19 protein-coding genes are annotated in these 23,323 nt (G+C 70.6%); 16 read left to right on the top strand and 3 right to left on the bottom strand.

Going from position 1 to position 23,323, the window contains the following annotated elements:
- Positions 1-24: 24 nt before the first annotated feature.
- From HQQ85_RS11460 to araA, 12 genes are all read left to right on the top strand, one after another.
- Complete coding sequence (locus HQQ85_RS11460; RefSeq protein WP_173182596.1) at positions 25-1,155, top strand: carbohydrate ABC transporter permease; 1,131 nt, start codon at positions 25-27, stop codon at positions 1,153-1,155.
- Positions 1,152-2,135: a carbohydrate ABC transporter permease gene (locus tag HQQ85_RS11465; RefSeq protein WP_173182597.1), complete on the top strand. Its 984-nt coding sequence runs from the start codon at positions 1,152-1,154 to the stop codon at positions 2,133-2,135. Before HQQ85_RS11460 ends, HQQ85_RS11465 begins: the two co-directional genes overlap by 4 nt.
- 163 nt (positions 2,136-2,298) lie before the next feature.
- Positions 2,299-4,194 carry an ABC transporter ATP-binding protein gene (locus HQQ85_RS11470; protein WP_173182947.1) on the top strand — a complete coding sequence of 632 codons (1,896 nt, stop codon included), beginning with the start codon at positions 2,299-2,301 and terminating at the stop codon, positions 4,192-4,194.
- Between the two features lie 454 nt (positions 4,195-4,648).
- Positions 4,649-5,638 carry an ABC transporter substrate-binding protein gene (locus HQQ85_RS11475; RefSeq protein ID WP_173182598.1) on the top strand — a complete coding sequence of 330 codons (990 nt, stop codon included), beginning with the start codon at positions 4,649-4,651 and terminating at the stop codon, positions 5,636-5,638.
- A gap of 144 nt (positions 5,639-5,782) precedes the next feature.
- A complete protein-coding gene (locus tag HQQ85_RS11480) occupies positions 5,783-7,450 on the top strand; it encodes a sugar ABC transporter ATP-binding protein (protein ID WP_173182599.1) in 1,668 nt (555 codons plus the stop codon).
- Complete coding sequence (locus HQQ85_RS11485) at positions 7,447-8,499, top strand: ABC transporter permease (RefSeq protein WP_173182600.1); 1,053 nt, start codon at positions 7,447-7,449, stop codon at positions 8,497-8,499. Before HQQ85_RS11480 ends, HQQ85_RS11485 begins: the two co-directional genes overlap by 4 nt.
- Positions 8,496-9,542, top strand: a complete 1,047-nt coding sequence (yjfF, locus tag HQQ85_RS11490; protein ID WP_173182601.1) for a galactofuranose ABC transporter, permease protein YjfF — start codon at positions 8,496-8,498, stop codon at positions 9,540-9,542. Before HQQ85_RS11485 ends, yjfF begins: the two co-directional genes overlap by 4 nt.
- Positions 9,543-9,604: 62 nt before the next feature.
- Entirely contained in the window at positions 9,605-10,681 is a 1,077-nt protein-coding gene (locus HQQ85_RS11495) for a LacI family DNA-binding transcriptional regulator (RefSeq protein WP_173182602.1), read from the top strand.
- Between the two features lie 148 nt (positions 10,682-10,829).
- Complete coding sequence (locus tag HQQ85_RS11500; protein WP_173182603.1) at positions 10,830-11,846, top strand: LacI family DNA-binding transcriptional regulator; 1,017 nt, start codon at positions 10,830-10,832, stop codon at positions 11,844-11,846.
- A gap of 105 nt (positions 11,847-11,951) precedes the next feature.
- Positions 11,952-13,583: a xylulokinase gene (locus HQQ85_RS11505; RefSeq protein ID WP_173182604.1), complete on the top strand. Its 1,632-nt coding sequence runs from the start codon at positions 11,952-11,954 to the stop codon at positions 13,581-13,583.
- Positions 13,580-14,290: an L-ribulose-5-phosphate 4-epimerase gene (locus HQQ85_RS11510; RefSeq protein ID WP_173182605.1), complete on the top strand. Its 711-nt coding sequence runs from the start codon at positions 13,580-13,582 to the stop codon at positions 14,288-14,290. Before HQQ85_RS11505 ends, HQQ85_RS11510 begins: the two co-directional genes overlap by 4 nt.
- Positions 14,287-15,810 carry an L-arabinose isomerase gene (gene araA, locus HQQ85_RS11515; RefSeq protein ID WP_173182606.1) on the top strand — a complete coding sequence of 508 codons (1,524 nt, stop codon included), beginning with the start codon at positions 14,287-14,289 and terminating at the stop codon, positions 15,808-15,810. Before HQQ85_RS11510 ends, araA begins: the two co-directional genes overlap by 4 nt.
- Positions 15,811-15,865: 55 nt before the next feature.
- Here araA and HQQ85_RS21480 read toward each other — a convergent pair whose 3' ends face one another.
- Both HQQ85_RS21480 and HQQ85_RS11525 read right to left on the bottom strand, forming a co-directional pair.
- Positions 15,866-17,599, bottom strand: coding sequence for an ATP-binding protein (locus HQQ85_RS21480; protein ID WP_371741864.1), 1,734 nt, complete (start codon positions 17,597-17,599; stop codon positions 15,866-15,868).
- A complete protein-coding gene (locus HQQ85_RS11525; protein WP_173182607.1) occupies positions 17,596-18,264 on the bottom strand; it encodes a response regulator transcription factor in 669 nt (222 codons plus the stop codon). Before HQQ85_RS11525 ends, HQQ85_RS21480 begins: the two co-directional genes overlap by 4 nt.
- Positions 18,265-18,419: 155 nt before the next feature.
- Here HQQ85_RS11525 and HQQ85_RS11530 point away from each other — a divergent pair, with 155 nt between their 5' ends.
- Positions 18,420-18,863 carry a hypothetical protein gene (locus HQQ85_RS11530; RefSeq protein WP_173182608.1) on the top strand — a complete coding sequence of 148 codons (444 nt, stop codon included), beginning with the start codon at positions 18,420-18,422 and terminating at the stop codon, positions 18,861-18,863.
- Between the two features lie 16 nt (positions 18,864-18,879).
- On the opposite strand, the gene HQQ85_RS11535 is transcribed toward HQQ85_RS11530, so the two are convergent.
- The gene (locus tag HQQ85_RS11535) at positions 18,880-19,911 is read right to left on the bottom strand and encodes a LacI family DNA-binding transcriptional regulator (protein ID WP_173182609.1); all 1,032 of its coding nucleotides are present in this window, start codon (positions 19,909-19,911) and stop codon (positions 18,880-18,882) included.
- A 160-nt stretch (positions 19,912-20,071) separates the two neighbouring features.
- Between HQQ85_RS11535 and HQQ85_RS11540 the strand changes: the two genes are divergently transcribed.
- From HQQ85_RS11540 to HQQ85_RS11550, 3 genes are all read left to right on the top strand, one after another.
- Positions 20,072-21,370 carry a sugar ABC transporter substrate-binding protein gene (locus HQQ85_RS11540; RefSeq protein WP_173182610.1) on the top strand — a complete coding sequence of 433 codons (1,299 nt, stop codon included), beginning with the start codon at positions 20,072-20,074 and terminating at the stop codon, positions 21,368-21,370.
- Positions 21,371-21,476: 106 nt separating this feature from the next.
- The gene (locus tag HQQ85_RS11545; protein ID WP_173182611.1) at positions 21,477-22,394 is read left to right on the top strand and encodes a carbohydrate ABC transporter permease; all 918 of its coding nucleotides are present in this window, start codon (positions 21,477-21,479) and stop codon (positions 22,392-22,394) included.
- Positions 22,391-23,323 carry a carbohydrate ABC transporter permease gene (locus HQQ85_RS11550; protein WP_173182612.1) on the top strand — a complete coding sequence of 311 codons (933 nt, stop codon included), beginning with the start codon at positions 22,391-22,393 and terminating at the stop codon, positions 23,321-23,323. The genes HQQ85_RS11545 and HQQ85_RS11550 overlap by 4 nt, the downstream gene beginning before the upstream one ends.

Here is a 23,323-nt window from a genome sequence, read left to right on the forward strand (position 1 = left end):
CAGAGTCGCACTCGAAAGGTTTTCATGTCCGATTTCCTTCTCTGGGTGGGGAAGCTGCCCGCGCTGGCGCAGATCCCCATCGTCCTCATCGCGTTCGGCATCGTCGTCGCGCTGATCCTGTTCTTCGTGGAGATCGCTCCGCGAACCGGGCGCAAGTACACGATCATCCGTCTCGCGGTCTGCGTCATCGCCCCGTTCCTCGCCCTCGTGCTCGTGGGCTCGGTCTGGTGGGCGGCGCTCATCGCCGCGGCCCTCGGCCTGCTGTTCTTCTGGATCGACAAGCGGTCCTCGCAGGGTGCCGGCTATCTCTTCCAGCTCTTCGGCTTCCTGGCCCCCGCGATCATCCTGCTGGTGATCGGGCTCATCTACCCCACGGTCAAGACCGCGATCGACTCGCTGTTCTCGAGCCGCGGCAACTTCGTCGGGCTCGACAACTTCGCCTGGGTGCTCACGAACCCGCAGAACCTGCGGGTCATCCTGAACACCATCATCTGGGTGCTGGTCGTGCCGATCGCGTCGACCATCTTCGGTCTCGCCTACGCCGTCTTCATCGACAAGAGCCGTGGTGAGAAGTTCTTCAAGATCCTCGTCTTCATGCCGATGGCGATCTCGTTCGTGGGCGCGTCGATCATCTGGCGCTTCGTCTACACCTACCGTCCCGACGACCAGAGCCAGATCGGCCTCCTCAACCAGGTGGTCGTGTGGCTCGGCGGTCAGCCGGTGCAGTGGCTGCAGGAGTCCCCCTGGAACACCTTCTTCCTGATCGTCGTGCTCATCTGGATCCAGACGGGCTTCGCGATGGTCATCCTCTCGGCGGCGATCAAGGGCGTTCCCGCCGAGCAGCTGGAGGCAGCGGAGCTCGACGGCACCAACGCGTGGCAGCGCTTCACCAATGTGACGGTGCCGGGCATCCGCTCGTCGCTGATCGTGGTGCTCACCACCATCTCGATCGCCTCGCTGAAGGTGTTCGACATCGTGCGCACCATGACGGCGGGCGCGAACGAGACCAGCGTGCTGGCGAACGAGATGTACACGCAGTTCAAGAACTTCGAGTACGGGCGGTCGGCGGCCTTCGCCGTCATCCTCTTCATCCTGGTGATGCCGATCGTCATCTACAACGCCAGGCAGATCAAGAAGCAGAGGGAGATCCGATGAGCGCCGTGCAGCCGATCGACCTGCCGGTCGACAAGTCGACGAAGAAGCAGCTGAGGTCGGGCGAACGCGCGATCGAGCGCGACGAGACGGTGACCAAGCGCACCAAGCGCCGGCTCACCAGTCGCGGCGCGACGGTCGCCGCCCTGATCATCGCGGTGATCTGGACGATCCCGACCTTCGGTCTGCTGATCTCCTCGTTCCGCGAGCGGAACGACATCCAGACCTCGGGCTGGTGGACGATCTTCGAGAACTGGGGCTTCACCCTCGACAACTACGTCGAGGTTCTGGGCTCCGGCAACTCCTCGGTCACGATCGCCTCGTCGTTCGTGAACTCGATCGCCATCACCATCCCGGCGACGCTGATCCCGCTGGTGATCGCGGCCCTGGCCGCCTACGCCTTCGCGTGGATCGACTTCAAGGGCAAGGACTGGCTGTTCATCGGCGTCTTCGCGCTGCAGATCGTGCCGATCCAGATGGCCCTCGTGCCGCTGCTCAGCCTGTTCTCGCGCGGCGTGGCCGTCGGTGACGACTGGATCTTCTCAGGAGTGCCCTCCAACGGCACCTTCTCGCAGGTCTGGATCGCGCACACGATCTTCGCCCTGCCGCTCGCGATCTTCCTGCTGCACAACTTCGTGTCGGAGATCCCGCGCGAGGTCATCGAGGCGGCTCGCGTCGACGGCGCCGGTCACGGGCAGATCTTCTTCCGGATCATCCTGCCGCTGACCATGCCGGCGCTGGCGTCGTTCGCGATCTTCCAGTTCCTCTGGGTCTGGAACGACCTGCTGGTGGCGCTGATCTTCGCCGACGGCGGGGTGGCCCCGATCACCAAGCTGCTGGCCGAGATCACGGGCTCGCGCGGCCAGGACTGGTACCTGCTCACGGCGGGTGCGTTCGTGGCCATCATCGTGCCGCTGATCGTGTTCTTCGCCCTGCAGCGGTTCTTCGTTCGGGGGCTCCTGGCGGGTTCCACCAAGGGCTGACGCGCTCGCGCACGCATCGCGGTCACCGACGCTCTCACGGGCTCGGTGGCCGCGATTCGTGCGTGAGGCCACGTTCGGGTTTCGCCCTGGGAGGACGGTGACGGCGGCGTCGGTGGTGCGGCGTACTGTCATCACTATGAGTGGAATGGGCGGCGGTGGCCGCATGAGCGCCGTCGCGGCCGCGGGCGGGCGCACCCGCGTCGGCGGCGGCGGTGGGGGTGGCGGCGGTGGCCGCGTCTCCAGCGGTGACCGCGACGCGCAGCGCGCCGCGAACGCGGAGGCGCCGAAGATCCCGAACCTGCTGCGGCGCATCGGGGAGCTGTTCCGGCCCTACCGTCCGGCGCTCACCGTCACCGCGGTGCTCGTGCTGATCGGGGCCGCCCTCACCGTGCTGCCTCCGCTGCTGACGCAGCAGGCCTTCGACCTGGGCCTGTTCCCGGCCGGCGGGCCGAACATCCCGATCCTGTTCGAACTGGTCGGCGCGATGGTGCTGATCTGGATCGTGTCGGCCGCCCTCGGCGTGTGGCAGACGTACCTCACGGCCCGGGTCGGCAACAGCGTGATGGGCGATCTGCGCATCCGGCTGTTCACCCACCTGCAGCGCATGGAGCTCGCGTTCTTCACCCGCACCAAGACGGGCATCATCCAGTCGCGGCTGCAGAACGACGTGGGCGGCGTGGCCAACGTGCTCACCAACACCGTCTCGAGCGTGCTCGGCAACACGGTGACGGTGATCGCGGCGCTCGTCGCGATGCTGCTGCTGAGCTGGCAGCTCACGGTGGTCGCGGTCATCCTGATGCCGCTGCTCGTGCTCGTGCAGCGCCGGGTCGGCCAGGTGCGGGCGCGCATCGCGGGCAAGACGCAGGAGTCGCTGTCCGACATGACGGCCATCACGCAGGAGACGCTGAGCGTCTCGGGCATCCTGCTGGCCAAGAGCTTCAACCGTCAGGGCGCCGAGATCGAGCGCTACTCCGACGAGAACCAGAACCAGATCGCGCTGCAGGTGCGCCAGCAGATGAGCGGGCAGTGGTTCTTCGCCATCGTCAGCATCGTGCTCTCGGTGGTGCCGGCGGTCGTCTACCTCGCGTCGGGCTACCTCATCCAGGGCGGGGTCGACGTGACGGCGGGCACCATCGTCGCGTTCACCACCGTGCAGGCGCGGCTGACCTGGCCGCTCCTCGGGCTGATGCGGGTCGGGCTCGACCTGCAGACCTCGGGCGCGCTGTTCGCCCGCATCTTCGAGTACCTCGATCTCAAGCCCACGATCGCCGATGCTCCGGATGCGGTGGACCTGCCCCATGGGGGCGGTGCCGAGCGCGCGGGGCGGGTCGAGTTCGACCACGTGAGCTTCGTGTACCCCGACGGGGAGGTCGAGCATCCGACCCTCGACGACGTCTCGTTCGCCATCGAGCCGGGGCAGTTCGCCGCGTTCGTCGGGCCCTCGGGCGCCGGCAAGACCACGGTGTCCTACCTCGTGCCGCGCTTCTACGAGGCCACGTCGGGGGCGGTGAAGGTCGACGGGTACGACGTGCGGGACCTGCGGCAGGAGTCGCTGATCGACCGGCTCGGCATCGTCAGCCAGGAGACCTACCTCTTCCACGCCACGATCGCCGAGAACCTGCGCTACGCCAAGCCCGAGGCGACCGGCGAGCAGCTGGCGGCGGCGGCGCGGGCGGCGAACATCCACGACCGCATCATGAGCTTCCCCGAGGGGTACGAGACGCTCGTCGGTGAGCGCGGCTACCGGCTCTCGGGCGGCGAGAAGCAGCGCATCGCCATCGCACGGGTGCTGCTGAAAGACCCCGCGGTGCTCATCCTCGACGAGGCGACGAGCGCGCTCGACTCCATCTCGGAGCGCGTGGTGCAGGATGCGCTCGACACCGCCGCGCGCGGCCGCACCACGATCGCCATCGCCCACCGGCTGTCGACGATCGTGAACGCCGACGTCATCTTCGTGGTCGACGCGGGCCGCATCGTCGAGTCGGGCACGCACGAGCAGCTGCTGGCGCGCGGTGGCTCGTACGCGGCGCTCTACGCGCAGCAGCTCACCACGGCCTGACCCGGACCAGTGGGGCGGGCCGCGCCAGCTCGCCACGGTCTGACCAAGTCGGTGCCGCCGACTGCGCAACACCGGCCCACCACGGCCTGAGCCGCACAGGTGGCGCGGGCCGCACCGCCGCCGGCTGCCCCGCACCGGCCCACCACGGCCTGACCCGGTCGGCGCCGCCGGCTGCCCCGCACCGGCCCACCACGGCTGAGCCGGTCCTCCTCTCGGCACCCTCGGCGGTGGGGGTGCGTTCCGTCGTGCTGATGCGTTCGGAATATTAGCGTTCACATTAGGGCCTGCAGCCGCCCAGCACCAGCCTGATTCCGGTTATCGATTCGTTACCGAATTGCCAATTGTGAAGGCTCACATTTTGTGAGTACCATGACGCACCGGCCCCGACGTGGCGGCCGACCCGGCACCATCACGCAGCACGACGCGGCCGGGACGATGAACAGAGAGGTTCACCATGAAGAAGAAGTTCCTCGGTCTCGCCGCGGCCGGAGCGATGCTCCTGACGCTCGCGGGCTGTGCCGGCGGCGGCACCAGCGCCGGCAGCTCCGAAGGCCCCAAGGCCGCCGACCAGCTCGTCGTCGGCTTCTCGCAGGTCGGCTCCGAGAGCGGCTGGCGCACGGCCAACACGACCGACATCCAGGCCGCGTTCAAGGACGCCGGCATCGAGCTGAAGTTCTCCGACGCGCAGCAGAAGCAGGAGAACCAGATCAAGGCGATCCGCTCCTACATCCAGCAGGGTGTCGACGTGATCGCGTTCTCGCCGGTCGTCGAAACGGGCTGGGACGCGGTGCTGAACGAGGCGAAGGCCGCGAACATCCCCGTCGTGCTCACCGACCGCGCGGTCGACTCGGCCGACGACTCGCTCTACGAGAGCTTCCTCGGCTCCGACTTCGTCGAGGAGGGCAAGAAGGCCGGCGAGTGGGTGCTCGAGGAGTACAAGGACTCGACCGAACCCGTCAAGATCATTCAGCTCGAGGGCACCACGGGCGCCGCGCCCGCCATCGACCGGGCCGAGGGCTTCGCCGACGCCATCAAGGGCGACGACAAGTTCGAGGTCGTCGCCAGCCAGACCGGTGACTTCACGCGTGCCGGCGGCAAGCAGGTCACCGAGGCTCTCTTGAAGTCGAACCCCGACGCCAACCTGATCTACGCCCACAACGACGACATGGCGCTCGGCGCCATCGAGGCGATCGAGGCGGCCGGCCTGAAGCCGGGCGTCGACATCAAGATCGTCAGCGTCGACGCGGTGAAGGACGGCATGCAGGCCCTCGCCGATGGCAAGATCAACTTCATCGTCGAGTGCTCGCCCCTGCTCGGCAAGCAGCTCGTCGACATCGTGAACCAGATCAACGAGGGCGAGACCCCCGAGAAGCGCATCATCACCGAGGAGACCACCTTCACGAAGGACCAGGCCGCCGAGGCGCTGCCGACCCGTCAGTACTAGGCCGGCACCAGCTCCACCAGCTCCACCTGAGAGCGGTGACGGATGCGCGGCCCCACACCCCGCATCCGTCACCGCCTCACCACGAACCCGCACACCGCACCGCACCCCACCGCACACCGCACTCCCTCGAAGAAGAGAGAACTCATGACCGAACCAGTCGTGGAGATGAGCGCCATCTCCATCTCCTTCCCGGGGGTGAAAGCGCTCGACGACGTCAGCTTCCGCATGTTCCCGGGCGAGGTGCACTCGCTGATGGGCGAGAACGGCGCCGGCAAGTCGACGCTGATCAAGGCGCTCACCGGCGTCTACCCGATCGACAGCGGCACCATCGTCGTCGACGGGGAGACCGTGTCGTTCACCGGTCCCGCCGCCGCCCAGGCCGCCGGCATCGCGACGGTCTACCAGGAGGTCAACCTCCTGCCGAACCTCTCGGTCGCCGAGAACATCCTGCTCGGCCGCGAGCCCCGCCGCTTCGGCTCGATCGACGGCCGCGCCATGCGCCGCCGCGCCGCCGAGCTGCTCGACGGCCTGAACCTCGACATCGACCCGGGCTCGCTGCTCGGCTCGCACTCCCTCGCCATCCAGCAGCTCGTGGCCATCGCCCGCGCGATCAACGTCGACGCGAAGGTGCTGATCCTCGACGAGCCGACCTCGAGCCTCGACGCCGACGAGGTGGCCGAGCTCTTCCGGGTGATCCGCTCGCTCCGCGACTCCGGCGTCGCCATCCTCTTCGTCTCGCACTTCCTCGACCAGATCTACGAGATCACCGACCGGCTCACCGTGCTTCGCAACGGCCGGCTCGTGGGGGAGTACCTCACCGAGGAGCTCCTGCGCATCGACCTCGTGCAGAAGATGATCGGCAAGGAGCTGACCGTCCTCGACGAGATCGGCCGCAAGGCGCACGCCGCCGATGCCGACGGAGGCGCGGCCGACCGTCCCGCCGACTTCGCCCGGGCCGAGGGCCTGGGCCGGAAGGGCGCCATCGAGCCGTTCGACCTCGTGATCGGTGAGGGCGAGGTGATCGGCCTGGCCGGTCTGCTCGGCTCCGGCCGCACCGAGCTGGCGCGCATCCTGGGCGGCATCGACCGCGCCGACTCGGGCACGCTGACCGTCGGCGGCGCCGGCTCGAAGCTGCGCACACCGCGCCAGGCCATCTCGCGCCGCATCGCGTACTCCTCCGAAGACCGCCGCGGCGAGGGCATCATCGACGAGCTCACCGTGCGCGACAACATCGTGCTGGCCCTCCAGGCCGACCGCGGCTGGTTCCGTCCCATCCCGAAGAAGCGCCAGGAGGAGCTCGCGCAGAGCTACATCCAGGCCCTGAACATCCGGCCCGCGAACCCCGACGCGCTCGTGCGCAACCTCTCCGGCGGCAACCAGCAGAAGGTGCTGCTCGCCCGCTGGCTCGCCATCGCGCCCCGGCTGCTCATCCTCGACGAGCCGACGCGCGGCATCGACATCGGCGCCAAGGCCGAGATCCAGAAGCTCGTCTACACGCTCGCCGAGAACGGCATGAGCGTCGTGTTCATCTCGGCCGAGCTCGAGGAGGTGCTGCGCCTGGCGCACCGCGTCGTGGTGCTCCGTGACCGCCGCCTCGTCGCCGACATCGAGAACGACGGCCTCACCGTCGACGCGCTGCTCGCGCTCATCGCCGACGGGTCAGTGGCCGAGGAGGGCGGGGTTCCGGATGCCCTGACCGCCGACTCCGGCTCGGGCGCCGGCCGCGCATCCGTCGCCGACCCCGGCCCCGCACACGACAGCGGCCCCGCAGCCGACCCCGCCCCCCTCGAGACCTCGGGAGACCGACGATGAACGCCCTGCTCCTCCGCACCGTCTCGAGCCGGCTGTTCTGGCCGATCGTGATGCTGCTCGTCCTCGTGTTGATCAACGTGATCGCCTTCCCCGACTTCCTCACCGTGACGGTGAAGGACGGGCACCTGTTCGGCTCGATCGTCGACATCCTGCGGAACGGGGCACCGACCCTGATCATCGCGGTCGGCATGACGCTCGTGATCGCGACCCGCGGCATCGACCTCTCGGTCGGCGCGGTGGCGGCGATCTCGGGGGCCGTGGCCTGCTCGATCCTGCTCGGCTCCTCCGACCCGGGCAACCCGGCGACCGTCGCGGTCGCGGTGATCGTCGCGCTCGTCATCTCGCTCGTGCTCGGCGTCTGGAACGGGTTCCTCGTCTCGGTCATCGGCATCCAGCCGATCATCGCGACGCTCATCCTGATGACGGCCGGCCGCGGTGTGGCGATGCTGATCACCGAGGGGCAGATCCTCACCGTCGACAGCGCGCCGTTCAAGGAGCTCGGCTCGGGCTTCTGGTTCGGCATCCCGGTCGCCGTCGTGATCGGCGCCGTGATCTTCGCGGTCGCCGCCCTGCTCACCCGGCGCACGGCGCTCGGCATGCTGATCGAGTCGGTCGGCATCAACCCCGAGGCCAGCCGTCAGGCCGGTGTGCGGGCGCGAGTGCTGCTGTTCACCGTCTACGCGTTCTGCGCGCTGTCGGCCGGCATCGCCGGGCTCATCCTGACGGCCAACCAGACGGCTGCCGACGCGAACAACACGGGCCTGTTCATCGAGCTCGACGCCATCCTCGCGGTGGTCATCGGCGGCACCTCGCTCGCCGGGGGCCGCTACTCGCTGGCGGGCACGCTCGTCGGGGCGCTGGTCATCCAGACCCTCGTCACCACGGTGTACACGGTCGGCATCCCGCCGATCGTCACGATGGTCTTCAAGGCGGCCGTCGTCACGGCCGTCTGCCTGCTGCAGTCGCCCACCACCAACGCCGCGTTCTCCCAGCTGCGCCAGCGGCTCGCCGCCCGCACCGCCCGAGTCAAGGAAGCAGCCGCATCATGACCGCCACCATCGACCGCCCCCGCACCGGGGCGCCCCTGCCGACCAAGCCCGGCCGCCCGCAGCGGCGCCCGGTCGACCGCCTGCGCGACGTGCTCACCAGCCCCAAGTCGGGCCCGGTGCTCGTCACCGCAGTGCTCTTCGTCGCCGTCTTCATCGTCGGCGGGGTGCGCTACAACGGGTTCTTCTCGGGCCAGGTGCTGCTGAACCTGTTCGTCGACAACTCCTACCTGATCGTGCTCGCGGTGGGCATGACCTTCGTCATCCTGACCGGCGGCATCGACCTCTCGGTGGGGGCGGTCGTGGCCCTGTCGACGATGATCGCGGCGAGTCTGCTGCAGACCGGGTGGTCGCCGGGGATCGTCATCCCGCTCATCCTGGTGCTGACCAGTGTGCTGGGTCTGCTGGTGGGCCTCATGATCCACGTCTTCAAGGTGCAGCCGTTCATCGCGACGCTCGCCGCGATGTTCCTCGCCCGCGGCCTCTGCTACGTGATCTCGAAGGACTCGATCTCGATCACCGAGCCCACCTTCGTGGCGCTCGCGGTGACGCGCATCCCGCTCGGCGGCGGCCTCAGCATCACCCCGAGCGTCGTGATCGCGCTCGCCGTGGTGATCGTCGCGGTGTGGGTGCTCGGCTTCACCCGCTTCGGCCGCACCGTCTACGCCATCGGCGGCAGCGAGCAGTCGGGCATGCTGATGGGCCTGCCGGTCGCCCGCACCAAGGTGATCGTGTACGTCGTGAGCGGCTTCTGCTCGGGCCTCGCAGGCGTGCTGTTCTCGTTCTACACGCTCTCGGGCTACCCGCTGACCGCGGTCGGCACCGAGCTCGACGCCATCGCCGCGGTGGTCATCGGCGGCACCCTGCTGACGGGCGGCTACGGCTTCGTGCTCGGGTCGGTGCTCGGTGTGCTGGTGCTCGGCGTGATCCAGACGATCATCACCTTCGAGGGCACGCTGTCCTCCTGGTGGACCAAGATCTTCATCGGCGCGCTGCTGCTCGTCTTCATCATTCTGCAGAAGGTGCTGACAGCTCGCAGGAGGTGAGAGTGCGGGGCCGACATAATACGTAGACGCGCGCGCATCCGGGCCGCCGATGAGGATCGACTGTGACTGAAGACGACAGGGCGCGAGCCGCCACGATCTTCGATGTGGCGCGCCTCGCCGGGGTCTCGCACCAGACGGTCTCCCGGGTGCTCAACGACATGCCGAACGTGCGGCCCGCCACGCGCCAGCGGGTCGAGAACGCGATCAAGCAGCTGCGCTACGTGCCCTCGCCGGCCGCCCGGGCGATGGTCACCCGGCGCTCGCGCACCATCGGCCTGATCACCACCGGTTCGGCCGACTACGGGCCGTCCTCGACCGCGCTGCACTTCAACGAGACGGCTCGGGATGCGCGCTACGCCGTGATCACCGCAGGGCTGCTCGAGGCCGACGCCGTGCACGTGCGCAGCGCGGCCGAGCTGCTGGTGCGGCAGAACGTCGAGGCGATCGTGCTGATCGTGCAGCAACGCGCGGCCGTGGAGGGCATCGCCGGGGTCGACCTCGGCGTGCCCGTGGTGGCCGTCGCCTCGGAGGACCGGGGGGTGCCGCACCGGGTGCAGCTCGACCAGTACGCGGGATCGCGCGCCGCCGTCGACCACCTCGCGGCGCTGGGGCACCGCGACATCCGGCACATCGCGGGCCCGGCCGACTCGATGGACGCCGCCGAGCGCCTGCGCGGCTGGTTCGGCGGACTCGCGGCGCACGGGCTGGTCAGCCGGGAGCCGATGGTGGGGGACTGGACGCCGGCGAGCGGCTACGCGCACGGGGTGCGGCTCGCGGCGGAGGGGGCGGCGACCGCGGTGGTGGTGGCGAACGACCAGATGGCGCTGGGGCTGATCCGCGCGTACACCGAGGCGGGGCTGTCGGTGCCGGGAGATTTGAGCGTGGTGGGGTTCGACGACATCCCCGAGGCGGAGTACCTGTCGCCGCCGCTCACGACGGTGCGGCAGGACTTCACCGTGCTCGGGCGGGCGGCGATGGAGACGGTGCTCGAGGTGCTCGGCGAGCGGCCGCCCGAGGCGGGCGCGATCGCGGCGGTCTCGGGCGTGTCGCTCGTGCAGCGCGCCAGCACGGCGCCCCCGGCCGCCCGCGCGCCGCGCGCGGCGGCTGCGCCCGCGCCCTCCCGCGGGCGCACCCTCTAGCCCGCCCACTCCTCCACCCTGGCGCGCGCTCGGCGAGTGGTCACTTTCGGCGCCGACACGCCGGGGCGAGGCGACAGAAGTGACCACTCGCGAGGGGGTGGGAGCAGGAGGGGCGGGGCGCTCGCCGGGCGGGAGGCATAATCGGGGGATGGTGAGCGCGGGCACGGGCGAGGGGGCGGCGCGGGTGCGCGCGGCCAGCGTGTTCGACGTGGCGAAGGCCGCGGGGGTGTCGCATCAGACGGTGTCGCGGGTGCTGAACGATCATCCGAGCCTCAGGCCCGCCACGCGCCAGAAGGTGCTCGACGCCATGCGGGAGCTCGACTACCGGCCGAACCTCGCCGCCCGGGCGCTGGTGACGAGTCGATCGCGGATCATCGGCATCCTCTCGACGTCGAGCGGGGAGTACGGCCCCGCCTCGAGCATCGCCGCCGTCGAGGCCGCCGCGCGGGCGCGGGGGTACAGCGTGAGCATCGCCAACGCCGACGGGGTCGACCAGCGGTCGATCGACGAGGCGCTCGAGCACCTCGTCGACCTCTCGGCCGAGGGGATCGTGGTCATCGCCCCGCAGCTGCAGGTGCTGTCGGCGCTGTCGGCGCGGTCGTTCCGCATCCCGTTCGTGACGTTGCAGACGCTGCGGCAGACCGACGGCGCCGAGCTCGCCCTCGACCAGGTGACGGGTGCGCGCCTCGCGACGGCGCACCTCGCCGAGCGGGGGCACCGCCGGATCGGGCACCTCGCGGGGGCGGTCGACTGGATCGACGCCGTCTCGCGCCGCGCGGGGTTCGCGGCCGAGCTCGAGACCCGTGGGATCGCCGTGGGCCCGGTGGCCGCCGGGGACTGGAGCGCGCCCTCGGGGTACCGGGCGGGGCAGGAGCTGATCGCCGCAGGCGTCACCGCGGTGTTCTCGGCCAACGACCAGATGGCGCTGGGGCTGCTGCACGCGGCGCACGACGCCGGGCTCGCCGTGCCGCGCGACCTGAGCGTGGTGGGCTTCGACGACACCCCGGAGGCCGCGCACTACCTGCCGCCGCTGACGACCGTGCGCCAGGACTTCGCCGAGGCCGGCCGCCGCGCGCTGGCGCGGCTGCTCGACGAGGACGGCACGAGCCCGTCGGTCGAGCCGGCGCTCGTCGTGCGGGCGTCGACGGCGCCGCCTCCGGATTGACCCTGGGATCGAGCATCCGGATGCCGTACACTCGCTACGGCGGCCCGTCATGTGATCGATCACATGCGGCGCCAGGACACCCCTCATCTCGACGAAGGAGCCCCGATGACGAGCGACAGCGACCCGGCCGACGCGATCCGCAGCGGCCGCGCCACCCTCGGAATCGAGCTCGGCTCGACCCGCATCAAGGCCTGCCTGATCGGCGACGACCCCACCGAGGTGCTCGCCGTCGGCAGCCACGCCTGGGAGAACGAGTTCGTCGACCGCGTCTGGACCTACTCCCTCGAGAGCGTCTGGAGCGGCCTGCAGGCTGCCTTCGCCGACCTCGTCGCCGACGCCGAGCGCCGCCACGGCGTGCGCCCCGAGACCTTCGGCGCCATGGGCGTCTCGGCCATGATGCACGGCTACCTCGCCTTCGACGCCGCCGGTGAGCTGCTCGTGCCGTTCCGCACCTGGCGCAACACCAGCACCGGCCCCGCCGCGGCGGAGCTGAGCGAGCTGCTCGGCGTGAACATCCCGCTGCGCTGGTCGATCGCGCACCTGCACCAGGCCGTGCTCGACCAGGAGCCGCACGTGCCGCAGCTCGACTCCGTCACGACCCTCGCGGGCTACGTGCACTGGAAGCTGACGGGCCAGAACGTCCTGGGGGTCGGCGACGCCTCGGGCATGTTCCCGATCGACTCGGCCACGAACGACTACGACGCCGAGCTGGTCGCACGCTACGACGCGCTCGCCGCCCCGACCGCTCTGCCGAAGACGCTCGTCGAGCTGCTGCCCGAGGTGCTGCCCGCCGGCCGCCCCGCCGGCACGCTGACGCCCGAGGGCGCGGCGCTGCTCGACCCGAGCGGGGGGCTCCGTCCGGGCGCGGTGCTCTGCCCGCCCGAAGGCGACGCGGGCACGGGCATGGTCGCCACGAACTCGGTGGCGCCGCGCACGGGCAACGTGAGCGCCGGGACGAGCATCTTCGCGATGGTCGTGCTCGAGCATCCGCTGGCCTCGGTGCACCACGAGCTCGACCTGGTGACCACGCCCGCCGGAGACCCCGTCGCGATGGTGCACTGCAACAACGGCGCGAGCGAGCTGGCTGCGTGGGTGGGGCTGTTCGGGCGGTTCGCCGAGGCCTCGAACCCCGGCGGGGCCGTCGACAGCGACGCCGTCTTCGACGTGCTGTTCCGTGAGGCACTCGCAGGCGCCCCCGACGCCGGCGGCCTGCTCGCCTACAACCACCTCGCCGGCGAGCCCATCGCCGGTCTGGCCGAGGGCCGCCCGCTCGTCGTGCGCACCCCCGACAGCGACTTCAGCCTCGCCAACTTCATGCGCGCCCAGCTCTACGGCGTGTTCGGCACCCTCGCCCTCGGCATGCGGGTGCTCGCGGGCGAGGGCGTCGAGCTCGACCGGATGTTCGCCCACGGCGGCATGTTCCGCACCAGCGGCGTGGCGCAGCGCTTCCTCGCCGGCGCCCTGGCGGCCCCGGTGTCGGTGGCCGAATCCGCGTCGGAGGGCGGAGCCTGGGGCATCGCGGTGCTCGCGGCCTACGTGCGGGCGGCCGAGCAGGAGGACGTGGCGCTCGACGTATTCCTCGACGAGCATGTCTTCGGGGGCGCCGTCTTCGAGACCTCCGAGCCCGACGCCGCCGATGTGGCCGGCTTCTCCGCCTACCTCGACCGCTACAGCGCCGGCCTCGCCGTCGAGCGCGCGGCAGTCGACGCCCTGACCCTGGAAGGACCCACCCGATGACCGACATCACCCCCGAGGTGCAGGAGGCGATCGACCGCGTGCGGAACGACGTCGCCGCCCTGCACGCCGAGCTCGTGCGCTACGGCCTCGTCGTCTGGACGGGCGGCAACGTCTCGGGCCGCGTGCCCGGCGCCGACCTCTTCGTGATCAAGCCGAGCGGCGTGCTGTACGACGAGCTGACGCCGGCGAACATGATCCTCTGCACTCTCGACGGCGAGGTCGTGGCCGGTTCGCCCGGCTCCGACCGCTCGCCCTCGAGCGACACCGCGGCGCACGCCTACGTGTACCGCAACATGCCCGACGTGGGCGGCGTGGTGCACACGCACTCGCCCTACGCCGTGGCCTGGGCCGCGTACGGCGAGCCCATCCCGTGCGTCACCACCGCGATGGCCGACGAGTTCGGCGGCGAGATCCCGATCGGGCCGTTCGCCATCATCGGTGACGACTCCATCGGCCGCGGCATCGTCGAGACGCTGAGCGGTCACCGCTCGCGCGCCGTGCTGATGAAGAACCACGGCCCGTTCACCATCGGCAAGGATGCGCGCGACGCCGTCAAGGCGGCCGTCATGGTCGAGGACGTCGCCCGCTCGGTGCTGTTCTCGCGCCAGCTCGGCACGCCGAACCCCATCCCGCAGCCGGCCATCGACTCCCTCTTCAACCGCTACCAGAACGTCTACGGACAAGACCCGACGGGATCACTCAATTGACCAAACTCAGCACCTCCCTCGACTCCTACGAGATCTGGTTCTTCACCGGCAGCCAGAACCTCTACGGCGAGGAGACGCTCCGCCAGGTGGCCGAGCAGTCGCAGCAGATCGTGGCCACCCTCGACGGCGCCGACGCCATCCCGGTGAAGATCGTCTGGAAGCCCGTGCTGAAGGACTCCGAATCCATCCGCCGCGCGGCCCTCGACGCCAACGCCGACGACAAGGTGATCGGCCTCGTCGCGTGGATGCACACCTTCAGCCCCGCCAAGATGTGGATCGCCGGGCTGGATGCGCTGCAGAAGCCCCTCCTGCACCTGCACACCCAGGCGAACGTCGAGCTGCCCTACGCCGAGATCGACTTCGACTTCATGAACCTGAACCAGGCCGCGCACGGCGACCGGGAGTTCGGCTACATCCAGACCCGTCTGGGCGTCGCCCGCAAGACCGTGGTGGGTCACGCGACGAACCGCCGCGTGCAGGACGAGATCGGCCAGTGGGCGCGCGCCGCCGCCGGCTGGCAGGCCGTCAAGACGCTGAAGCTCGCCCGTTTCGGCGACAACATGCGCTTCGTCGCCGTGACCGAGGGTGACAAGACCGAGGCCGAGCTGCGCTTCGGCGTGCAGGTGAACACCTGGGGCGTCAACGAGCTGGCCGCCGCGGTGTCGCTGGCCGAAGAGGACACCGCCGCCGTCGACGCGCTCGTTGCCGAGTACGAGGAGCTCTACGACGTCGTGCCCGAGCTGCGCGTCGGCGGTGATCGTCACCAGTCGCTGCGCGACGGCGCCGCCATCGAGCTCGGCCTGCGCTCGTTCCTCGAGGAGGGCGGCTTCGGCGCGTTCACCACGAGCTTCGAAGACCTGGGATCGCTGAAGCAGCTGCCCGGCCTCGCCGTGCAGCGCCTGATGGCCGAGGGCTATGGCTTCGGCGCCGAGGGCGACTGGAAGACCGCCATCCTGGTGCGCGCCGCCAACGTCATGGGCGCCGGCCTGCCCGGCGGTGCCAGCCTGATGGAGGACTACACCTACGACCTCGTCGACGGTGCCGAGACGATCCTCGGTGCGCACATGCTCGAGGTCAGCCCGTCGCTGACGACCTCGAAGCCCACGCTCGAGATCCACCCGCTCGGCATCGGCGGCAAGGACGACCCGGTGCGCCTGGTCTTCACCGCCGACCCCGGTCCGGCCGTCGTGGTCGCGCTCAGCGACATTCGCGACCGCTTCCGCCTCGTGGCGAACGTGGTCGAGGTCGTGCCGCCCCGCGCCCCGCTGCCGAACCTGCCCGTCGGCCGTGCCGTCTGGCGCCCCGAGCCCTCGTTCGCCGTCTCGGCGGCGGCCTGGCTCACCGCCGGTGCGGCGCACCACACGGTGATGTCGACCGCGGTCGGCGTCGAGGTCTTCGAGGACTTCGCCACCATCGCCAAGACCGAGCTGCTGCGCATCGACGCCGAGACGACCCTCCGCGGCTTCAAGAACGAGGTGCGCTGGAACCAGGCCTACTACCGCCTGGCGCAGGGCATCTAGCCCCTCACAAGATAGCGCGAACGGCCCTTCGGCATTGCCCGGAGGGCCGTTCGCGCTACCCGGCCGGCAGCGTCAGGACGAAGCGGGCGCCGGGAGTGCGCGGTGCGGCACAGGTGAGGTCGCCCCCGTGGGCGCGGGCGATGGCCCGGGCGATGGGGAGACCGAGGCCCGAGCCGCCGCCTGAGGTGTCGCGGGAGGCGTCGAGGCGCACCAGGCGGTCGAAGATGCGCTCGCGATCGGCTGCCGGCACGCCCGGGCCCTCGTCGGCGACCTCGAGGCGGGCGGTGCGGCCCTCGGCCGAGAGGGTGATGGTCACGGGGCCGCGCCCGCCGGTCATCCGGCTGGCGTTGTCGACGAGGTTCGCGACCACCTGGCCGAGCCGCTCGGGGTCGCCCTGCGCGGGCACCTCCTCGGGCGCCTCCACCCGCAGCTCGAGAGCCGGGCGACGGATGCGCTGCCGCCCGACCTCGGCCGCCGCCACCTCGCGCAACCCGATCGGTCGCAGCGCGAGGGTGAGGCCCTCGTCGAGCCGGGCCATCAGCAGCATGTCGTCGATCAGGCGTCCGGCGCGCGCGGCCTCGCGCACGACGTGCATCGCCAGGCGCTCCTGCTCGGGTGGGGCGACGGATGCTCGCACGAGCGTGTCGGCCGCGGCGCGCATCCCGGCCACCGGGGTGCGCAGCTCGTGCGCGGCGTCGCTGACGAAGGCGCGCACCCGGCGCTCCGCCTCGACCGCGACGAGCTCGGACCGCTGGGACGCCGCCTCGGCCTCCCGCGCGGTCTGCTCGGCGTCGCGCGCCACGAGCTCGGCGTCGCGGGCGGCACGTTCGGCGCCCTCGACGCCGTCGAGCATCTCGTCGAAGGCGCGGGCGGTGCGGCCGATCTCGGTGCGCGGGCGGGTGGGGTGCAGGCGCCGGCCGCGGTCGCCGTCGCCGATGTCGCGAGCGAGGGCGGTCATGGTCTCGAGGGGGCGGAGGGAGCGGCGCACGACGAGCACGAGGGCTCCGGCCGCCACCACGAGGAACGCGGCCGAGGCGGCCAGCATGATCCAGCGCAACTGGGTGAGGGTCTCGCCGACGGTCGCGGTGTCGGCCGTGAGGGTGAGGGTGCTGCCGTCGGAGAGCTCGGAGCGGAGGGTGAGGAGCCGCGCATCCGAGGTGTCGATGCTCGACGAGGTGACGGTCGCGCCGGCGGTGGTGGTGTCGGCGGTGTCGGGCGCGGTGGTGTCGGCGGTGCCGGGCGCGGTGGTGTCGGTGGTGTCGGCCGTGGTGGTGTCGGGGGTGCCGGGCGCGGTGGTGTCGGCGGTGTCGGGGGTGGGCGCGCCGGTGCCGCCGGAGGTGGGGGAGGGGTCGACGGATGCGGGGCCGGGGTCAGACGGCGCGGGGCCGGGCAGCGGGGGCAGGGCGGCGGGATCGGGGCCGCGGCGGAGCTCGTCGGGGGTGGGGCCCGCGACGACCGCGGCGCCGTCGGGCGACTCGATCAGCACCGAGACGCCCTGGGCCGAGAGCCGGTCGGCGAGCTCATCGTTCGAGACCGTGCCGATCAGAGCGGCGGCCGCGGCGGCGCGGTCGGCGAGTCGCTCCTCGATCTGGGCGCGCAGGCGCTCGCCGAGCACGAGCTGCACCGTCAGGCCGAGCCCGACGAGCAGCACCGCGAGCAGCCCCAGCACGGCGAGCACCGTGCGGGTGCGCAGCGAGCCGGTGGGCAGCGAGCCTGTGTGCACCGAGCCGGTGCGCTGGCCGCCAAGAGCGGTGGCGGGAGTGGAGGGGGCGGTGGCGGCGCGGGTCACGCGCTCAGCCGGTAGCCGATGCCGCGCACCGTGTGGATGAGGCGGGGGCCGTTCGCCTCCATCTTGCGCCGGAGCGAGCTGAGGTGCACCTCGACCACGTTGGGGTCGACGTCGTCGTAGCCCCAGACCTGCGTCAGGATCTGCCCCTTCGACAGCGTGCGCCCCCGACTCTCGGCGAGGAAGCTGAGCAGGCGGAACTCGGTCGCGGTCAGCTCGAGCGCTGCGTCGGCCCGTCGGGACCGGGCTCCGTCGACGTCGATCACGAGGTCGGCCACCTCGATCACCGCGGGGATGCGCCCCCGCCGCCGCAGCACCGCCGTCACCCGTGCGATCAGCTCGGCCATGGCGAAGGGCTTCACGAGGTAGTCGTCGATGCCCTCCGAGAAGCCGCGCAGACGGTCGTCGACCTCGTCGCGCGCGGTCAGCATCAGCACGCCGCAGTCGGTCGTGGTGCGGGCGGTCGCGGCGAGCTGGATGCCGCTGGCGCCGGGGAGCATCCAGTCGAGCACCACGAGGTCGGGCATGAACGACGCCAGTTCGCCCACGAAGGCGCGGCCGTCGGGGAGGGCTCCGACGGTGAAGCCCTCAGCGGTCAGCGCGGTGGCGACCGCGTCGCGGATGGTCTCGTCGTCCTCGACCAGCAGGATGCGCGCAGGGGTGGTCATGGTGCGACGGTAGGCAGCGCGGCTATCGACTCCCTATCGATGGGCTGGGAGCGGGCCGACCTTAAGTGGAGCTTCAGATTCGCTTCCGAGAGTGAGGGATGCCGGGCCGAAGTCGCCCGGACGGCGCCCCGGTGCCGACACCGAACGGAGACCCCATGTCCGACCTGAACAGCTACTTCGACGACGCGACCACGCCCATCCCGATGGAGCCGCAGCCGCCTCGCCGCCCCTCGCTCGCCCGCCGCATCGCGATCGGCGCCGCCTGCGGTGTCGTAGGGCTCGGCCTCGTCGGCACGACGGCGGCCTTCGCCGCCTCGGGCGGGTCGAGCCCTGTGCCGACCGTCGTCGCTTCGGCCTCAGCTACCCCGTCCGACGCCCCCACGCCTCCGGCCGCTCCCGACGGCACGACGCCTCCCACCCCGGCGGACGGCGCCACCCCGCTGGCACCCGGTGGGGACTGCGCTCCCGGTGGGGCCGGAGGCCCGCTCGCCGGCGGCCCCGCGGGCACTCCGCCCACCCCGCCCACCCCGCCGACCGACGGCTCGGCCCCCGCCGCACCGACCCCGCCGACCGACGTGCCCCAGGTCGAGGGCTCCTAGCCCGCGCCGGCCCGCGTCAGCGCGACGCGACCGTGCTGCCCCGCATCACGATCTTCGGGGCGACGTACTCGGTGCCGCCGTCCAGCGGCCCCCCGTCGATCGCCTCGAAGATGCGCTGGGCGGCGCGGCGGCCGAGCTCCTGCAGCGTGCAGTCGATGCTGGTGAGCTCGGGCCGGGAGTTGACGGCCAGCACCTCCCAGTTGTCGTAGCCGATCACCGAGACGTCCTCGGGCACCGAGCGACCGTAGTCGCGGAGTGTCTCGAGGGTGCCTCGGGCGATCTGGTCGGAGCCGCAGACGAAGCCGTCGATGTCGGGGTACCGATCGAGCAGCATGGCCGCGGCGTCGCGACCCCACCCCTCGGTCCAGCTGCCGAACATCGGCTCGGCGACCGGGGTCACGCCCGCCGCGGCCATGCCCTCGCGGAAGCCCTCGGCGCGGTCGAGCGCCGCCGCGTAGCCGACGTCACCGGTGATGTGCGCGATGCGCCGCCGGCCGAACGAGAGCACGTGCTCCACGGCCAGCCGCCCGCCCACTACGTTGTCGGGCGTCAGAGAGCGGTCGGTCGGGTCGTCCGACGGCGCGTAGGCGTAGACGACCGGCACCGGCAGGTCGTGGCCGAGCGAGGGCCGCGGGTCGGTCGAGCGGCCCACGACGATGATCCCGTCGACGCGCCGGTTCAGCAACGCCTTCAGGTGGTAGTTCTCGCGGATGCGGTCGCCGCGCGCGTCGCAGAGGAACACGCTGATCTGCCCCGAGCCGAACGCGTCCTCGGCCCCCATCAGGATGGGCAGCACGAAGCGGCCCTCGAGGTCGCTCGTGAGCAGCCCGACGGTGCCCGTGCGCCCCGCGATCAGGCTCTGCGCGAGGGCGTTGGGCGTGAACCCGATCTCGGTGGCCGCCGCCATCACCCGCTGCCGAGTGGTCTCGGCCACCTCGGCGCGGCCGTTCACGGCCTTGGACGCCGTGGCGATCGACACGCCCGCGAGGCGCGCGACGTCGTTCAGCGTCGCAGCCCGGCGCTGGCCGGATCGCGCAGTGTTGGCCATGATTCTCAACTTTCGAAAGCGTTGTCCCACACTAGCTCTTGACACATCCCAGATGCTTCGATTTACTTCTCGAAAGGCCTTTCGAAAACTTTCAGAAAAGCCCCGCACACAGCATCGCCGGGCATCCCGGCTCAACGAAGAGCTCACGAGGAGAACACACATGGCACGCATCAAGGGCCGCTTCGGCCGTATCGCGGCGGTGACGGTCGCCGGCGCACTGGCGGTCACCCTGGCCGCCTGCTCGAGCGGCGGAGGAGGCGGCGGAGCCGCGGCTCCCGCCGACATCCCGGCCGCCGGCACCGACGACGGCAGCACGCTCACCCTCTGGACCCGTGCGCCGCTGGAGAAGCAGGCGAAGCTCCTGGTCGAGGCCTACAACTCCTCCCACGAGAACCAGGTCGACCTCACCGTCGTGCCGAACGACGACTACGTCGCCAAGGTCGGCGCCGCCGCCGGCGCGAACGGTCTCCCCGACCTGTTCGCCGCCGACATCGTCTACGCACCGAACTGGGCCTCGCAGGGTCTGTGGAAGGACATCACCTCCCAGATCGACGGCCTCGAGTACAAGGACGAGCTGAACAAGGGCCACCTCGCCGCCGGAACGGTCGACGACAAGGAGTACGTCGTCCCGTTCGTGCTCGACCTGTCGATGCTGTTCTGGAACAAGGAGCTGTTCAAGGAGGCCGGCCTCGATCCCGAGAAGGCCCCCGCGAACCTCGAGGAGTTCGCCGACGCGGCGAAGAAGATCCAGGCCCTGAACAAGCCGGGCACCTACGGCACGGCCACCGGCCTGAACTGCGGCGGCTGCCTCGTGTTCACCTGGTTCCCGAGCGTCTGGGCCGACGGCGACCAGGTGCTGAGCGACGACGGGCTGGAGTCGCTGCTGAACAGCGACACCGCCAAGAAGGTCTACGACACCTGGAAGGACCTCTACGACTCCGGAGCGGTGCTGCCCTCCTCGACCGACGAGGCCGGCCCCACCTGGACCGCGGGCTTCACCGAGGGCAAGGTCGGCCTGCAGTTCTACCCGGCCACGCTGCTGAGCTCGACCCCGTTCGACGCGGGCGTCTCCGGCATCCCCGGCCCCGAGGGCGGCCAGTCCACCTTCGTCGGCGGTGACGGCATCGGCATCTCGAAGGACTCCGAGAAGTCGGCGCAGGCCTGGAACTTCCTCTCCTGGCTGACCTCCGAGGACGCCCAGGTCGGCGTGCTGGCGAAGAACGGCGACGCCGTCGCCCGCGGCGACCTGGCCTCGAACCAGTACTCCGAGGCCGACCCCCGCCTGGTCACCATCAACGAGGTCGCGGCCGAGGGCCAGACCCCGCTGGCGCTGAACTTCCAGCAGGCCTTCAACGCCCCCTCGAGCCCCTGGCTCACCCTGGTGCGGAACGCCGTGCTCGACGGCGGAGGCTCGGTCGACGCCGACAACGACGAGATCACCGCGGTGCTCTCGCAGTAGTCGACCCCACCACCGGCGGCCCGCCCATCCCACGGGGCGGGCCGCCTCACACCCGGTCGCGGGCCCCGAAGCCCCGGCCTGACACCGAATGATCGAAAGGCGCTCCATGTCGAGCAATGCCATCAAGACCCGCACCGCCCCGGTGCGCCGGCGCAGCGCGCAGCAGCGCGCCGAGGGCTGGCGGGGCTGGCTGTTCGCCGCCCCGACGGCGGTCATCGTCGTCGTGCTGTTCGTCGTGCCGCTGCTGCTGGTGTTCCAGATGTCGGCCAGCGACTGGCCACTGCTCGGCGGCAACAAGGGCCTGAACGTGCCCGAGAACTTCACCGACGCCGTCGCCAACCGCTTCTTCTGGAACGCCGTCGGCTTCACGCTCCTCTACACCGTGATCACCACGGTCATCCTGCTGGGGCTCGCGCTCGGCCTCGCCCTGCTGGTGCAGGAGTCGACGCGGTGGAAGGGGTTCCTGCGCACGGCGATCCTCATCCCCAGTGCGCTCGGCCTCGCATCCGCCTCGCTGCTCTTCTACGTGCTCTACTCGCCGATCGCCGGCCCGTTCGCGGGGCTGATGAACGACCTCGGCTTCACCTTCCTCGGTACGCCCGAGGGGGCGCTCTGGTCGACGGTGTTCCTGATCGTCTGGCGCTACGCCGGCTTCTACATGCTGCTGATGCTGGTGGGCCTGCAGGCCATCCCCGACGAGGTCTACGAGGCTGCCCGCATCGACGGCGCGAGCCGCTGGCAGACCTTCCGCTCGGTGACCGTGCCGCTTTTGAAGCCCACCATCGCGATGACGATGGTGCTCTGCATCACCGGCTCGCTGCTGGCGTTCGAGCAGTTCTACATCCTCACCAAGGGCGGGCCCGACAACAGCACCATCACCGTGGTGCAGCTGATCTACTCCGTCGCCTTCCAGGGCCCCAACAACCTCGGTGTCGCCGCCGCCCTCTCGGTGATCGTGCTGGCGGCACTCGTGGTCATCAACATCGCGCAGATCCGCGTGTTCAACGACAAGGAGCCGAAATGAGCGTCCAGTCGCTTCCTCGCAGCAGCAGCAGCAGCAGCAGCACCACCGGCCCCGCCACGACCGGTGAGCCCGCCCCGCTGCCCCCCAGGCGTCGCCGCCAGGGCGGCCGCATCGGCGGCGTCGCCCTGCGCACCCCGTTCTGGGTGCTCTCCGGCGGTCTCGCCATCGTCTTCCTCTACCCGCTGATCTGGGCCGGGGTGTCGTCGTTCGCGCCACTCGCCGGCACCAACCAGACCGACGGCTGGGGCATCGGCAACTACATCACCCTGGCCAACTACCAGGCCGGCATCTGGACCTACATCGGCAACTCGCTGTTCGTCTCGCTGCTGACCGTGGTGCTGACGCTCGTGACCTCGCTGCTCGGCGGCTACGCCTTCGCCCGCTTCCGCTTCCCGGGCAAGAACGTGCTCTTCCTCGCGACTCTTGCGATCCTGATGGTGCCGTACGCGTCGCTGCTCATCCCGCTCTACGTGCTGCTGAACATGATCGGCCTGTCGAACTCCCTCGTCGGCGTCTCGCTCGTGCTGACCATGCTGCAGCTGCCGTTCTCGACCTTCCTGATGCGGGTCTCGTTCGAGGCGGTTCCGAAGGAGCTCGACGAGGCCGCGATGGTCGACGGATGCTCGCGCTTCAGTGCTCTCTGGAGGGTGCTCATCCCCGCGGTGAAGCCGGGCATGATCACCGTCGGTCTGTTCGCCTTCCTGGCGGCGTGGAACGACTTCCTCGCCCCGCTGATCCTCATCAACGACTCCGACAAGATGACGCTGCCGCTCGCGATCTCCAACCTCCGCGGGCAGGTGCAGGGCGTCGTCGACTACGGCGCCACCGAGGCGGGCGTCGTCGTGCTCGCCCTGCCGTGCGTCGTGCTGTTCCTCGTTCTCCAACGTCACTACGTGCGCGGCTTCCTGTCCGGCGCCTTCAAAGGATGA

The sequence above is a fragment of the Herbiconiux sp. VKM Ac-2851 genome, assembly GCF_013205105.1.
In the GTDB taxonomy this organism is placed as follows: Bacteria; Actinomycetota; Actinomycetes; order Actinomycetales; family Microbacteriaceae; genus Herbiconiux; species Herbiconiux flava.